The organism is Paenibacillus humicus NBRC 102415, from assembly GCF_004000905.1.
GTDB classification, from domain to species: Bacteria; Bacillota; Bacilli; order Paenibacillales; family Paenibacillaceae; genus Paenibacillus_O; species Paenibacillus_O humicus.
In genome coordinates this window covers 1-14700 of the sequence record NZ_BIMD01000052.1, presented here as the reverse complement: position 1 = coordinate 14700, position 14700 = coordinate 1, and the positions used below count along the sequence as shown (strand labels likewise).

The window sequence follows — 14700 nt, the reverse complement described above, 5'->3', positions numbered from 1 at the left end:
CACTCCGATCTGCCCGTGCTGCATGATCAATGCCGACCGGCCTCCTCAGCTTGGAGCTGAGCGAACTGCCTGGTGCCGCAACCATGACTTGGGGGCCAAGCACGACCCGCCGCGGCTGCAACACGGAAGAAACATCGAGGTCATGGGCACATTGAATTTCGGGTGGTTGAAGAATGATGAAGGAACAATTTTCACGGCTGTTCGGGTTGAATGACCAGAAGGCCGCTCTTGATGAAGTCAAGCAGATTCCGGTTGGAAGCATTGATACGAGTCCTTATCAGCCCAGAACCGTCTTCGACGATGACAGGATCGAGGAACTCAGCCAGACGATCCGAACCCATGGCGTCATTCAGCCGATCGTCGTCCGGGTTCGCGGCGACCGCTACGAGATCATAGCGGGCGAGCGCCGCTGGCGCGCCGTCAGCAAGCTGGGTCTGGATACGGTGCCGGCTATTATTCGCGACTTCAACGATTCTCAAGCAGCCTCGATTGCCTTGATTGAGAACCTGCAGCGCGAAGGACTGTCCGCCATCGAGGAAGCGGTCGCTTATCAGAAGCTGATCGACCTGCATAGCCTTACCCAGGAAAGCCTCGCGCAGCGGCTCGGCAAGAGCCAATCGACAATCGCCAACAAGATCCGATTGCTCGGTCTCAGCGAGCCGGTCAAAAGCGCCCTGGTCGAACGGAAAATCACGGAACGCCATGCCCGTTCCCTGCTGGCCCTCGACACCGAGGAGCTGCAGCAGAAGGTGCTGGAAGACGTGCTGTCGAAAGAACTCAACGTCAAGCAGACCGAGGCTAGAGTCGCCTTCTATAAGGAAGCATCCAAAACGAAAAAAGCGAAGCGGATCAGCTTCACGAAAGATGTCCGGCTTGCTCTCAACACGATCCGGCAGTCCATCGATATGGTTTCAGGCTCTGGCCTGCAAATCAAAACCGATGAGAAAGACCATGACGATCACTATGAGATCGTCATCCGGATTCCCAAACGATAATGTCGTATTCCGGCGCCGATTCCGTTATACTCTAATTACAGCAATCAGCAATGATTAACATAAGGGCATTCATACCGAATGATCAGCATGAGCGAACAGCATGATATGGCCCGCAGACTTATCACGGAAAGCGGCAGCAGCCGCTTTTTTTCGTCCTGCCGGAAGAAATGACATTCTACTGGCCACCTGCGCTTTGCGCAGCGTGCGTGCATACGAAGGATGTCGTTCTCGCGCCGGGAGGGATGGATTTCTTCTCCAGCTTGGAATGAAGGCGGGCTGACAAGGCTTGTTCTTGGCCGCAGGGAAGTTCACGTTTGACTAGAATGGAACATTGAGGTGACAAGGTTGTCCAAAATCATTGCCATTACGAACCAGAAGGGCGGCGTCGGCAAAACGACGACATCCGTGAATCTGGGCGCTTGCCTGGCTTCCCTCGGCAAAAAGGTGCTGCTTGTCGATATCGATCCGCAGGGCAATACGACCAGCGGCGTCGGAATCAACAAGGCCGACGTGGAAAACAGCATTTATGACGTACTTATCAATGAGGTCGATCCGCATGAAGCGGTGATGCCCACTGCGGTCCCCAATCTCTCCATTATTCCTGCGACAATTCAGCTTGCCGGAGCGGAGATTGAGCTGGTTCCGACTATATCCCGTGAAGTAAGGCTGAAGAAGTCCTTGTCGCAGCTGAAAAATGAATACGATTACGTTCTGATCGACTGTCCTCCGTCGCTCGGCATTTTGACCATCAATTCGCTGACGGCTGCCGATTCCGTCATCATTCCAATACAATGTGAATATTACGCGCTTGAAGGACTTAGCCAGCTTCTGAATACGGTCCGTCTGGTCCAAAAGCATCTCAATACTTCGCTCGCGATCGAAGGCGTGCTGCTGACGATGTTCGATGCCCGCACGAACCTCGGCATCCAAGTCATCGAGGAAGTGAAGAAGTACTTCCAGCAGAAGGTGTATCAGACGATCATTCCGCGCAATGTGCGTCTCAGCGAGGCCCCTTCGCACGGACAAGCCATCATCACCTACGATCCGAAGTCCAAAGGAGCCGAAGTTTATCTTGAATTGGCGAAGGAAGTGATCCAGTATGAGCAAGCGGCTAGGTAGAGGACTGGATGCCCTCATTCCGTCTCTTTCGGTAAACGATGATGACAAGGTCATCGAAATCGATCTGAAGCAGCTGCGAGCCAACCCTTATCAGCCGCGGACGACGTTCCAGGATGAATCCATCCGAGAGCTTGCGGAATCCATCCGCCAGCATGGCGTCATTCAGCCGATCATCGTCAGAACGGTGCTGAAGGGCTATGAGATCATTGCAGGAGAGCGGCGTTGCCGGGCTTCCCAATTATGCGGCAACACGACCATTCCGGCGGTGGTGCGGAATTTCACGGATCAGCAGGTCATGGAGATCGCCTTGATCGAGAATTTGCAGCGGGAAGATCTCAATGCCATCGAGCTTGCTGTCGCTTATCAGGCCATCATGGACAAGTTCGACCTGACTCAGGAAGAGCTCTCTCTCAAGGTCGGCAAATCCCGTTCGCATATCGCCAATTTCCTGCGTCTTCTCAGTCTGCCTGCAGACATCAAGGACAGTGTTTCACGTGGAACAATCTCGATGGGACATGCCAGAGCTCTTGTAGGCGTCAAGGAAGACAAAGTGCGCAAAGAACTGGCCAAACAGATCATCAGCAATGAATGGAGCGTCCGTGAGCTGGAGAAGGCGATCCAGGATCTGGAGCATAAAAAGCCTGATAAAGCCGCCGTCGCCAAACTGAAGAAACGTGATCCTTACGTGGAATCGCTGGAGGAGACGCTGCGCGAGCGGTTCAAGACAACCGTGAAGATCAAGGCGTCGAAGGACAAGGGAAAAATAGAGCTGTCCTATTACAACAAGCAGGATCTGGAAAGACTGCTGGACCTTCTCCAATCCTAACGATTGCGCTCTGGATCATGAGGGCGGGGGAAGGAAAAAGCAGCATGATACGGCATGCCCAAGTTGTATTCTCTGGTTCCAGAGATTAAACTTAGGTATGCTGTTGTTTTTTTTGGACCTCCTTTCCTTATTGAAGACTACTTGATTTCGGAGGATAGCCATGACATCGAATAAGCCGGTCATTTATTTGGATCATGCGGCCACATCCTGGCCGAAGCCGCCGGCTGTCGCCGAGGCGATGATGGAAATCCTGCTGCATGGAACGGCGAATCCCGGCCGGGGCAGCCACCGGATGGCCGTTCAATCCGGGCGGGTTCTGTTCGGGGCACGCAAGAGGCTGGCGAAACTGTTCCGGATCGCAAATCCCAACGATATCTCCTTTGCGGCCAATACGACGGCAGCCTTGAATCTTGCGATCAAAGGCATGCTGAAGCCGGGAGATCATGTCATCGCGACGGCAGTCGAGCATAATTCCATACGCAGGCCGCTGGAGTATTTGAAGGCAAGCATTGGAATCGGGGTTACTTACATAGAGGCTACGCCGGAAGGGGAGGTCAGGCCGGAGCAAGTCGAGCAGGCTCTCACTTCTCGCACTGCCCTCGTAGCCGCTGCGCACAGCTCCAATCTGCTCGGGAGCATATTGCCGGTCGGAGAGATCGGCTCCATCACCCGCAAAAGAGGGATTCCGCTGCTGGTCGACGCAGCTCAGTCTGCCGGCGTGCTGGACATCGATGTCGAGGCGATGGGAATCGACCTTCTTGCGTTTCCGGGCCATAAAGCGCTGCTCGGACCGCAGGGGACCGGCGGCCTGTATATCCACCCTAGGCTTGATCCCGTCCCGCTGCTGCACGGAGGGACCGGAAGCCAGTCCGAATCGGCCGAGCAGCCGACGGTGAGGCCGGATCGTTACGAAGCGGGCACACCGAATACGCCGGGAATCGCCGGACTTGCTGCTGGCGTCCAATATGTCATCGATCGGACGCCGGCCGCAATCCATGCCCAAGAAACGGAGCTGGTCTCCTGCATGATGGAGGAGCTTGCATCCGTTCCGGGACTGAGGCTGCTGGGGCCGGCTGCAGGCAAGCCGAGGACAGGAATCGTCTCTTTTACGATGGCTGGGGTCGAGGCGTCGGAGCTGTCCTTCATCCTGGACCAGCATTACGGCATCGCCGTAAGGTCAGGCTATCATTGCACGCCGCTCGCGCATTACAGCGCGGGAACGGCCGAGACGGGAGCCGTCAGGGCCAGCGTCGGTTATTCTACAACCAAAGAGGACGCTGAATCGTTCCTAACAGCGATACGGGAAATCAGGTCACATTACCCCATGCAGGGACAGGGTTAGGAGAGCTAAGGGAAAGATGAATGAATGGATGGATGCATGGATGGAGGCGCCGTATTACGGAGTTGCTATCGGACTGCTTGCTGTTGTCGTCGTGCTGCTTTTCATCTGGATCGCGGTTGTGGGCAGAAGGCTGTCGAAGCTGAGGCGGCAGTATGTTCAAGTCATGGGCCAAACGGGCGTCACGAGTCTGGAAGATGTCATCGTCGGCCTCCGGCTGTCTCTCGACGAGCAGCAGGATCGGCTGCAGGGCTACGGCCAGCAGCTGGCGGAGTTCGGACATCTGCTCAAGGACACGAAGGGAAAGATCGGCGTGTTCCGCTACAACGCGTTCTCCAACCAGGGAAGCGACATGAGCTTCTCGGTGGCCATTGTCAACGAGGACAGCAGCGGTGTCGTGCTGACCGGGCTGCATGGCCGGGACGAGACGTATATGTACGCCAAGCCCTTGCAGCAGGGCAGCTCGGCCTATGCGCTTACGGAAGAAGAGCAAAAGGCGATCAGTCTTGCGTTGCAGCGTGAATAGAATAGGCTCGGACGCTGCCGATCGTGTGATGAAGGACGTCCGACATCATGTCGGCCATCCGCATGACGAGATTCAGGCGTGTGTTTTGCAGGACGAAATATTCCATGAATCCGCCTACGTTGACGATTCCGGTCATGTGAATATCGCCTACAGGCGGCAGATCCTTGTTCACGCCGGCGCCGGGACGGACAGGGCCGGGTCCGAGCTGGATGCAGCCTACGCTGGACAGCTGGCCTAGACAGGCATCGATGCCGATGATGAAGGGCTTGGACACCTTGCGGTTGATCTCAAGCATCGTCTCCTCGAGATTCATCGCGTGAACGGGCTCGTCCAACGTGCCGAACAGCTCGAAATGAGGGCTGCGGTTCTTGGCCAGCTGAGTGCCGATGAGCGGTCCGAGGGCATCTCCCGTGGAACGGTCCGTCCCGATGCATACGACGACGATTCGGCGGTCAAGCGGAACAGGCTGGAGATGCAGATGAAGACGCCCGGCAAGCTGCTCGGCAGCATCGGACTCGGTGTGGGGCACTTTCAGCGGCAGCTCTCTCATCACAGGTCGTTTCATAGAATCCCCTCCGCAATAATGAATTGTTACTAGCTAGTATATGGTAGAGAGAACGGATTTATACTTGTACCATCCATCCGATCTGCGCAAGCTCCGGTAGCGGAGCTTGCCTCCGGAGAGGAAAGGTAAGGAGCCTAGCGAATTCATGCTGATCGCCTTCGATTCCACGCAGCAGGCGCTGCGGACCGAAATGTTGCTGGAGTACGCAGACATCGAAATCGATATTCGCCCGACGCCCAAGCAGATTACCGCCGGCTGCGCGCTATCCATCGATTTTCCCGATGGGGAGCTGGGGCAGGTGCGCAAGATCATCGCCGAGCAGTCCGTCGACATCCGGGGCATCTTCCGCCAGACGGAGGACGGCTACGACGAGGTGCGGGAATAGGCGCGCTGTCCGCAGCTCAGCGAGCCCGGCGACCCTAAGCCGCTGCCTCAGGCCAGGCGGCCTCATCAACGGACCGTCCAGCCTGGAGGGGCGGATGGCCGCTTGCCGGCGGCGGACGGGCCGGCGCAAGTCGGCCCGTCGAGGATGGATGCGCTGCAATCGATCGACGGAATCATTGCGAGGCGCCCTTACCGGGGCGCCTTGTCCCTTTGCATCGACATGCCCGGCCAAGGCGGCTGCCGCCGTTCTGCCGGGTGAAAGGAGAGGTTAAGATGAACCCCTATTTGACGAACGCAGCGGTGGAAAATGCGGCAAGTCCCGACAATGAAGGAACCCTCGCCTCTGCGGCCGATCAAGCGGCAGAAAAAACGAACGAGTTCCTCTCGGCGATGAAGGAGCAGTTCTCCTCGACATTCTGGGTCGACTCGGGCATTGTCCTGATCAAGATCGCCTTGATCCTGCTGATCGGCCGGCTGATCATCCTGATCGTCAACAAATCGATCGACCGGATCCTGGAGCGGGAATCCAAAGTGCCGCTGCAGACGCGCCGCGTCGTCACGGTCGGCCGGCTGATGAAGAATGTCGCTTCGTATGTGGTGTATTTCATTACGGCGATGCTTGTGCTGCCCCTGGTCGGCATCCAGATCGGCCCGCTGCTCGCCGGCGCGGGCGTGCTCGGCCTGGCCATCGGCTTCGGCGCGCAGAGTCTGGTGAAGGACGTCATCACCGGCTTCTTCATCATCCTGGAGGATCAGTTCGCCGTTGGAGACATCATTCAGACGGGAACCTATAAAGGCACCGTGGAGCTGATCGGCCTCCGCACGACGAGGCTGAAGAGCTGGACCGGCGAAGTCCATATCATTCCGAACGGAACGATCGCGCAGGTGACGAACTATTCGAGGAACAACTCGCTCGCGGTCATCGATGTGGACATGCCTAACGAGGACAGGCTGGATGAGACGGCGACCTTGGTCAAGGACATGCTTGCCGCCATGGAGAACGCCAACCTCGTCAAGCCGCCGGAGCTGCTCGGCATATCCTCCATGACGACGGCGGAGTACAAGCTGCGCATCGTGGCGGAATGCATGCCGAACACGGAGGCTTCCGTGACCAGGCAGATCAATATGGACTTGCAGCGCTTGCTGCGGGAGCGTGAGGACGAGCAGCAAGATGCGCTGGCCTGATCTCACAGACCATGTTAAGATGAAGGGAAATTATCGCTGGGGCGGCCGCCTCAGCAGTGATCAAGCGCTGAAGGGGGAATGAAGCGATGGAACGCAAGCAATTCGAGCTTGGCGATGTCGTGCTGATGAAGAAGCCGCATCCATGCGGAACGAATGAAATGGAGATCATTCGGATGGGAATGGATATCCGCATCAAGTGCACCGGATGCAAGCACAGCGTCCTGATCCCCCGGGCGAAGTTCGAGAAGAACATGAAGAAGGTGCTTCGTTCCGCTGCGCCGGAGGACAAGCAAGGGGAGAGCGGATCGGCTTCCTGAGCGCTGGACGAACGGGAGCGCAAGCGGGGAGCAAAAATGGCTCGGCCTTAGAGGCAGCGTGGGCTCGGCTCAAAGCGAATTGTCAGACTTTTCATCTGCTCTTGCGTACAAGAGACCAGCTATGGTATGATAATTTTTGCTTGCGGAGAGGTACCCAAGTGGCCCAAGGGGGCTGACTCGAAATCAGTTAGGCGTCGCAAGGCGTGCGTGGGTTCGAATCCCACCCTCTCCGCCATAACATTTGCATCTAACGCGGCTCTTTCCAAGAGCCGCTTTTTTGCGTCTTTTTTGTCTGCCGGACCGCCTTGCAGATACGGAAAAGAGGACCCTTGCGGGTCCTCTTCCGACGGCGCTTAATGGAGTTCGCAATTCAAGCTGCACTTCCCTCATCGAAATCCGGAATGCCGCCCGGCTATGGATGTCTAGCGACTTCCCTGCCTGCTGCGGCGATGTCCCTGCAGACGAATGTCTTTGGCACAACCCCTCGCTTCTCTGCGTTCATGTACGTGCTTTCCCTGCAGTGTCCTTGCGCTTTTTACGGCCAACGGAACCACACCCTCATCTTGTCGCGCCGTCAAGGATAGTATGAGCGGTGGCCGGACGCCTTATTCGCCTCAACAGAAAATAAAATCAGACCTTCGGCATTTTCACCCAGACCCGGTTGTGGTTCGAGGTCTTCGGGAAATGCTGCCCCTTCTTGAGCGAGATCTTCTTGGGATGGGAGATCCCCATGTGGAAGGAGTCTTCGCCTGCCTCCATATACCATCCGTCGTTCGGAGCCTTGAAGCCTTGTTCAAACTTGGTGCGTTCGCCCATTACGATTCACCTCGTCCGCGGATTTTCCGGCCGTCGTGCCCGCTGCGGACATGACGCGCCGGACTTATAGTTTCGGCTTCCCGGGAGCGAATCATCAGCGGCAATTATTCGCATGGATAGGGGGTAGAAGGGCTTGTTCCGTCTTTTTCTGGACCGTGGCGAGGGGCTTCGGGCGGCAGAAAAACGCCAATCGAATCGTACGTGCGGATGATGTCGAGCGACGTTCAAAATCTGGAAGCAGCCTCCGCTCGGCTTGCATCGTACAAGCTGTTCTGATATAGTAGGTGGGTATGCGAGTTAGAGTTAAGTCTCTCGCTCCTTGCTCTTATGCTCAGGCAGAAAGGGCCGCTTAGTCCAAGAGGAGGTGAATCAAAGTGCGCAAATACGAAGTGATGTACATCATTCGTCCAGAGGCGGAGCAAGAAACTGTTCAAGCTCTCGTCGAAAAGTTCAATGGCATCATCAACAATGGCGGAGAAGTTACCAAGTCCGATGTTCTCGGCAAGCGCCGTCTTGCGTATGAGATCAACAAGATTCGTGACGGTATCTACGTTCTCGTCCACTTCAACGGAACCAACGAAGTGATCAACGAGCTGGATCGCGTCATCAAAATCACGGATGATGTTATCCGTTACCTGATCGTCAAAGACGTAGCGTAAGCCAAGATTGTTCGAACTTGGGAGGCGGGTACGATGTTGAACCGTGTCATTCTGATTGGCAGATTGACCAAAGATCCAGAACTTCGCTATACCCCATCCGGCGTTGCGGTAACGCAATTCACGCTGGCGGTAGACCGGCCCTTCAACAGCCAGTCCGGGGAACGCGAAGCCGATTTCATTCCGATTGTCACGTGGAGGCAGCTTGCCGAGACGTGCGCCAACTATCTGCGCAAAGGCCGTCTGACGGCGGTTGAAGGCCGGATGCAGGTAAGGAACTACGAGAACAATGAAGGCAAGCGCGTCTATGTGACGGAGATTATTGCCGACAATGTCCGTTTCCTTGAATCCGGTAACCGCGATGGCGGTTCGCGTGAAGAAGGCTCGTACAATGCAGGAGGAAGCGGCGGCTACAGCGGTGGAAGCGGCAATGGCGGCGGAAGCGGCAGCAGCGGTGGCGGATACGGCGGCGGCCAGTCGAGCGGCGGCAACCAAGGCGGAGGTTCCTACGGGGGCAATCGCGGCGGTGGTGGAGGTTCTCAGGGAAACCGGGATCCATTCTCGGATGACGGACGCCCCATCGACATCTCCGAAGATGATTTGCCATTTTAGAGAGCGTAACATCTGAGATCAGAAAATGCTTTAAGACCTCAGTAAAATCAAGGGGTTTTAAAGCATTTTAACTGTGTAATGGTAATCTTCATTTACGACCAGCATCCACGGTTTATTAAGATCGCGCGATGTTGAGTAAAGTGTGTAATACGTTATGACCGTCAATGTAGTCTAGTGATGATGACCATCCTTATTTCAAGATGTGGGTGTAGCCCCGTAGTGAGAAGTCGGGTGTGGGTAAGTCGTAAGACTTATCCATACCCAACTTTGAACTAGAGGATAGTCAGAAAAAACTTGGCACGTTAACCAATGTGCAATAATGAAGGGAACGAGAAAATAACAATGGCATTTGCACAAAGAAATGACGAAGAACGTGGTGAAAGAAAGTTTGCTCCACGTAGAGGTGGCAAAGGTAAACGTAGAAAAGTTTGCTACTTTACAGTCAATAAAATTACTCATATTGATTACAAAAATACGGAAGTTCTTAAAAAGTTCATTAGCGAACGTGGGAAGATTCTTCCTCGCCGTGTGACTGGAACAAGCGCAAAATATCAACGTGCATTAACAGTTGCAATTAAACGTGCTAGGGCGGTAGCGTTGCTTCCGTACACAACGGATAATATCTAGGAAAAAGGTGTGTTGGCCTTATGGCAACACACCTTTTTCTATGGTAGCACAAAAGAGTTCATTGAACCCGCGGCGGAAGAGCATTGCATGTGCGAATCGTTCCTTTTGTTTCTTGAGTTTACTCCGGAACTCAACTATGATAATTGACAATTAACTCTATAATAATAGATGATGGATGATATACACACTCAAGATCGGTAAAAGTGGGAAAACATTGGCTAAACATCATATAGGATTGATCTCGGTGGTGATGAATATGGGCAATCTGAAAATTGAAAAAACTCTCAATGAGGCCGGAAAACGAAATGTAGTAGTTGTGGATGAGGACTACAACATTGTCGAGGAAATAACATTGTTTCTTCACTATTTAGAAGAGAAGGGGCACTCTGAGAACACAATCGAAGGTTATAGTAGAGACTTAAAGGAATATTTCACTTGGTTAAACGAAGTGGGGCTTAAATTTTACGAGGTTAGGAAAGCGGATATGTTTTCTTGGCTTGAGTATTTGAAAACGAAAGTCGGAAAGACGGACAAAGAGAAATCTGCAAAGACAAAGAATAAGTATATGGCAACAATAGCCTCATTTTATCGATATTATGAAGTGATTGGGGGCTTTGTGACGGAGAACCCATTAACTTATAAAGATGATTCAAAAAACAGACATTTCCTAGTTCAGAAAGTTAGTCGTAAAGATATGGGTTTTAATTTCTTCCGAGTTAAAGAGAAAAAATCAGTTAAGGGTAAGCGTTTGACTCGGGAACAGGTTGAAAAGCTCTATCAAGGACTTGAGATGTTACAGTCAGATGAGAGCTTGAATGCCCGAAATCAGTTATTGTTCAGATTTCTTTATGAAACGGGTTGCCGGATTAGTGAGGCACTAGGTCTTCGTATAGGTGATTATGAGATTCAAACAAAAGTTGGGGTTATAAAGGTAAAAGAGCATGATCCACTATACCATAAAGACCACAACATCAAATCACTAGAAAGGGAAATACCCGTCAGCAGAGATATTGTCTTTGCCATAGAGGATTATATCTTGTATCATCGCCCTGATGATGGAAAACATCTTACGATATTTGTGAATCATGAAACCAGCCCTGGCCAATATATGATCCGCGATACGATAACAAAGCTCTTCAATAAGCTATCTGAACAAGTGGGTATTAAATGCACTTCTCACATGCTTAGGCACACCCATGGAACCGAACTCACCGAATCGGGATTTGATATGCGTTATGTCCAAGATAGGTTAGGTCATAATGATGTTAAGTCTACGAGTAAGTATCAACATTTGTCGCTTGAAGCGAAAACAACGGCATATGAAAGCTTCATGCGTCAGAGAAGGAGCGCGGAGTTGAATTGAGTAGAGCGTATATTTCAACAGTTGATACAAAAACTGATAGATGGGAGGTTCCGTATCAATCGAGTTATGGTGATAAATTATCTTTTGAATTTTCATATTTGCCAAATAAATGGTTCAAGAAAATACATAAGCAAATAACAATTGAATGCATGAGTCTAGGGAAGCCGAGTGTCGAAACACTGTATCGATATAATTATTCATTGAAACGGTTCTTTGAATTCCTGAAAGAATACAACTTGAAAATTATGGATTATGCCGATTTATCGCACCAAATCACTCAAATGTATATTTATTATTTACAACAGATTCAATTAGCAAACTCTACAAGATCGGTTGCTATGTCTGCACTAAAATGGGTAATAGAACATGGGCAGTTTTTTGAGTATGATGGTTTTCCGGAGGGACAGGTTTTTGATGGAGATGAGTACCAAGCACTTAAGCAAGATGATGTTTTAAGGACAAGGTATATACCCGATAATGTAATGGAACAGATTGAAATAGCTTTAAAAAAGGAGAAAAACATCCTCTTGAAGTCTATTGTGGAGATCGGCATCGATTCGGGAATCAGGCTTTCAGAGGTTTTGGACCTAACCGAGGGGTGTATAACTGAAGATTTTACAGGAAAACCCGTATTGTATGTTTTCTCTCCGAAAAATAAGGCTGACAGATATATCCCCGTATCAAATCGAGTCAAACGGGCAGTTCAACTACTTGAACAATACTCAGAAGTGGCCAGGAAAGAACTTGCAACAAACTACATTTGTCTTTACTGGCAAAAACGGAATATACGGTATGCCAGACTGCTCCAAAAAATATTTCGAGATAAACTTTATCGGTTTGTCAAAAAGCATGATATCAGAGATAACGATGGCGAATTATACCCATTAACCTTTCACGCATTTAGGCATACGCTTGGAACGGACATGCTAAACAAGGGTATGAGTATGTTTGAAATTCAAGAATATCTTGGTCATGAATCATTACACTCTACAAGTTTATATGCAAAGGTCAAAGATCCAAAAATTGAAAGCGAATATAAAAAGCTTGGATTTATCGGCTTGATAGTCAAGGAAATCAGTGAGAAGGAAATAGGAGAAGGAAAAAAAATCGACACGGAAACGCTATTGTCTGCTTCATTGCCTGATGGGGCTTGTCAGAAGCCGATAAATAATGAGGGCAAGATATGCTCTAAATTTAATATGTGCGTGATCTGTCCTAAGTTTATCACGACTCCCGAACACTTACCAATTCATAAAGACCATTTGGATCGTCTCAGAGCCAACAGAGAGGCATATATGGCTCAGGAGTACATCGGTACGACGAATCATCTTGAGACTGTTGAATACGCCTTAGAAACGATTATAGGGCGTTTGGAGGCGATGCTGAGTGGTTGAAAGTATAAAGCTTCAATTGTTTGATTACAACCCCCTAATACCCCAATTAGATTTCCGCTGCGGTAATAGTAAATTCTCAGACAATGTATGGGATTTTAACGGATTTATTAATGTAGAGCATTTGTCTGGCAAGAGGCTTATGATTGATTTTGAATTTGTTGTTGATAAGCCCAAAATGCTAGAAGTAATAAAATGGTTTATGCATCATGAGTTAACCACGGGCAAGTTTTCAACTGCCAAACGAAATTTAGACGGTGTTGTTCGATTTTCTAAATTTATAAAAGAATATGCGCCGGAAGTGGAGTCGTTTTCAGAAATTGATCAGAGTTTATTGGAGACGTATTTTACGTATTTGCCTGAAGCGAAAAGCGAGACAAGTGGTCAGTCAATAAGCTCTGTTTCAATCAAGAAAAGTGCATTGGCGTTAAAAGAAATCTTATTAAAGGGAAATATTAAAGGCTGGGATGTTCCAAAAGATGTTCGATTTGTTCAGGGCATGTACAATGAGCTCATTATTAATAACAAAGCGTTAAAGAAGGATGCCAAGCAAGCAGAGCAAGTAAACATTGATAAAATATCGGACGAACAGTTGATCGATCGGATATTGCGTAAAGCAGTAAGTGATTTAGATATGGACGAAAATATACTTGTTGCAGCTAGCGTAGTAGTTGGATTGCAGCTTGGACTTCGCATTAGCGAAATCATTACGATGTATAATGCCTCCATTGAGCCAATTGGCGGAGAAACAAAATTAGTATACAACACCGGTAAACTGCAAGCCGAACCTACGAGGGTGTATAAACCAGCGAATGCCCTTGTCGTACAAGCCATTACGAAAGTTGAAAAATACACGGATCCGTTAAGAAAAGAATCGGGCTTACCGTATTTATTTCTTAATCGAATACGTAATGTCAAAGGATATCCCGTGTGTATAGTTTCCCATGCAAATTGGTCAAAGAATTTTCTAAGACCCTGGCTTCAAAAACACAATCTCCGATATAAAAATGGAGATATTGCTGATTTTTCATCTCATACATTCCGCCACGCTTGCGCTACGTATGCTTTAAAAGGTGGGGCCTCTCTGGAAACTATACGGGAATTGTTAAATCACAAGTCCATTAGAGGTACACAGCACTATACACACCTGCTTCAAGAGGATGTAAGGAACAAGTTCTCGAAAGTATTCAATGAAGGCGCAGTTCTTGTTGGTAAGCAGGCTCTTCAAATAAAAGAAAAGCTTAAAGTAAATAACCCATTCAAAGGAAAGACCATCGAACAAGTTGATAAATTGCGTAAAGCGCATAAGATTCAAATTTTGTCACATGGACTTTGTCTTCACCATCCAATGCGAAATGAACCTTGTGAAGGCGACGGGGTATGTTTAGGATGCCGCAATTTTTTGACTACTCCGGACTTTCTTGAAGTTCATAAAGGCCGGTTGAAAAAAATTCGTAGCGAATTGGCATCTGCACCTGCTGGGGGCCTTTATGAGAACAAGTTAAAGACAATTGAAAAATACCTTGTAGGAATTATTGATGAGTTGGAAACCCAGGTGAATTATTCCGGAATTGATAATCATTCAGATTACAATATCACACCAAGCGAATGGGAGGGAATGGCATGAGTGACCCTTCTAAAGAAAATAAACTCGTTACACTGGAGCGTATCGAACAAGCAATAACAAACCTCCGAAAAGGGAAGAAAAAACTGTCCATATCAGCGATTGCTAAAAAAGCTGGCATTGAGCGAAAGACGATCTATAATCGTCCTGATCTTAAGGAACGCTGTGATTAAGCCATTTTGCTGCAGATGGAAATTGAAAAAGGGGCAGAAAAAATTGCAGCTACTGCAATCGAAACGTCAACCAGACCAAGCGGTAAAAGATTGCTTGAGAATCGGTATGAAAAAGTTAAGCAGGCGCTTCAGAATGAGAAGGAAAAGAACGAGAAACTTCTGGAAATATGCAGAAAACATGT

At 50.0% G+C, this 14700-nt stretch carries 17 protein-coding genes and 1 tRNA gene; 16 read left to right on the top strand and 2 right to left on the bottom strand.

Annotated elements, in window-relative coordinates:
* The first annotated feature begins 176 nt into the window (after window positions 1–176).
* The 5 genes from noc (at window position 177) to PHU01S_RS21960 (ending at window position 4805) form a co-directional block, all read left to right on the top strand.
* Entirely contained in the window at window positions 177–995 is an 819-nt protein-coding gene (noc, locus tag PHU01S_RS21980) for a nucleoid occlusion protein (RefSeq protein WP_076357994.1), read from the top strand.
* Between the two features lie 345 nt (window positions 996–1340).
* A complete protein-coding gene (locus PHU01S_RS21975) occupies window positions 1341–2114 on the top strand; it encodes a ParA family protein (RefSeq protein WP_076357154.1) in 774 nt (257 codons plus the stop codon).
* Window positions 2095–2940 carry a ParB/RepB/Spo0J family partition protein gene (locus tag PHU01S_RS21970; protein WP_076357156.1) on the top strand — a complete coding sequence of 282 codons (846 nt, stop codon included), beginning with the start codon at window positions 2095–2097 and terminating at the stop codon, window positions 2938–2940. The genes PHU01S_RS21975 and PHU01S_RS21970 overlap by 20 nt, the downstream gene beginning before the upstream one ends.
* 160 nt (window positions 2941–3100) lie before the next feature.
* Window positions 3101–4282, top strand: a complete 1182-nt coding sequence (locus PHU01S_RS21965) for an aminotransferase class V-fold PLP-dependent enzyme (RefSeq protein WP_076357158.1) — start codon at window positions 3101–3103, stop codon at window positions 4280–4282.
* 16 nt (window positions 4283–4298) lie between these two features.
* Window positions 4299–4805 carry a DUF4446 family protein gene (locus tag PHU01S_RS21960; RefSeq protein ID WP_076357160.1) on the top strand — a complete coding sequence of 169 codons (507 nt, stop codon included), beginning with the start codon at window positions 4299–4301 and terminating at the stop codon, window positions 4803–4805.
* Here the strand turns inward: PHU01S_RS21960 and yyaC are convergent.
* A complete protein-coding gene (gene yyaC, locus PHU01S_RS21955) occupies window positions 4780–5370 on the bottom strand; it encodes a spore protease YyaC (RefSeq protein WP_076357162.1) in 591 nt (196 codons plus the stop codon). The genes PHU01S_RS21960 and yyaC overlap by 26 nt on opposite strands.
* A gap of 145 nt (window positions 5371–5515) precedes the next feature.
* On the opposite strand from yyaC, the gene PHU01S_RS21950 reads away from it, so the two are divergent.
* The 4 genes from PHU01S_RS21950 to PHU01S_RS21935 all read left to right on the top strand — a co-directional run bounded on the left by PHU01S_RS21950 (window position 5516) and on the right by PHU01S_RS21935 (window position 7491).
* A complete protein-coding gene (locus PHU01S_RS21950) occupies window positions 5516–5755 on the top strand; it encodes a putative Se/S carrier protein (protein WP_127509976.1) in 240 nt (79 codons plus the stop codon).
* A gap of 272 nt (window positions 5756–6027) precedes the next feature.
* Window positions 6028–6939, top strand: coding sequence for a mechanosensitive ion channel family protein (locus PHU01S_RS21945; protein ID WP_234992949.1), 912 nt, complete (start codon window positions 6028–6030; stop codon window positions 6937–6939).
* Between the two features lie 86 nt (window positions 6940–7025).
* Window positions 7026–7256 (top strand): DUF951 domain-containing protein, encoded by a 231-nt coding sequence (locus tag PHU01S_RS21940; RefSeq protein ID WP_076357168.1) that lies wholly within the window; start codon window positions 7026–7028, stop codon window positions 7254–7256.
* A gap of 144 nt (window positions 7257–7400) precedes the next feature.
* Window positions 7401–7491 (top strand) — tRNA-Ser (locus PHU01S_RS21935).
* Between the two features lie 395 nt (window positions 7492–7886).
* On the opposite strand, the gene PHU01S_RS21930 is transcribed toward PHU01S_RS21935, so the two are convergent.
* Window positions 7887–8072: a YjzC family protein gene (locus PHU01S_RS21930; RefSeq protein WP_021878901.1), complete on the bottom strand. Its 186-nt coding sequence runs from the start codon at window positions 8070–8072 to the stop codon at window positions 7887–7889.
* A gap of 374 nt (window positions 8073–8446) precedes the next feature.
* Between PHU01S_RS21930 and rpsF the strand changes: the two genes are divergently transcribed.
* The 7 genes from rpsF (at window position 8447) to PHU01S_RS26740 (ending at window position 14518) form a co-directional block, all read left to right on the top strand.
* Entirely contained in the window at window positions 8447–8731 is a 285-nt protein-coding gene (gene rpsF, locus PHU01S_RS21925) for a 30S ribosomal protein S6 (RefSeq protein ID WP_076357170.1), read from the top strand.
* Between the two features lie 33 nt (window positions 8732–8764).
* Window positions 8765–9340, top strand: a complete 576-nt coding sequence (ssb, locus tag PHU01S_RS21920; protein WP_021878898.1) for a single-stranded DNA-binding protein — start codon at window positions 8765–8767, stop codon at window positions 9338–9340.
* 342 nt (window positions 9341–9682) lie between these two features.
* Window positions 9683–9967 (top strand): 30S ribosomal protein S18, encoded by a 285-nt coding sequence (gene rpsR, locus PHU01S_RS21915; protein WP_023559051.1) that lies wholly within the window; start codon window positions 9683–9685, stop codon window positions 9965–9967.
* Between the two features lie 250 nt (window positions 9968–10217).
* A complete protein-coding gene (locus PHU01S_RS21910) occupies window positions 10218–11330 on the top strand; it encodes a tyrosine-type recombinase/integrase (RefSeq protein ID WP_246029305.1) in 1113 nt (370 codons plus the stop codon).
* On the top strand, window positions 11327–12724 hold the full coding sequence (locus tag PHU01S_RS21905; RefSeq protein WP_054943613.1) for a tyrosine-type recombinase/integrase: 1398 nt from the start codon (window positions 11327–11329) through the stop codon (window positions 12722–12724). Before PHU01S_RS21910 ends, PHU01S_RS21905 begins: the two co-directional genes overlap by 4 nt.
* On the top strand, window positions 12717–14348 hold the full coding sequence (locus tag PHU01S_RS21900) for a tyrosine-type recombinase/integrase (protein WP_107338590.1): 1632 nt from the start codon (window positions 12717–12719) through the stop codon (window positions 14346–14348). Before PHU01S_RS21905 ends, PHU01S_RS21900 begins: the two co-directional genes overlap by 8 nt.
* On the top strand, window positions 14345–14518 hold the full coding sequence (locus PHU01S_RS26740; RefSeq protein ID WP_246029304.1) for a TetR/AcrR family transcriptional regulator: 174 nt from the start codon (window positions 14345–14347) through the stop codon (window positions 14516–14518). Before PHU01S_RS21900 ends, PHU01S_RS26740 begins: the two co-directional genes overlap by 4 nt.
* Window positions 14519–14700: the final 182 nt, after the last annotated feature.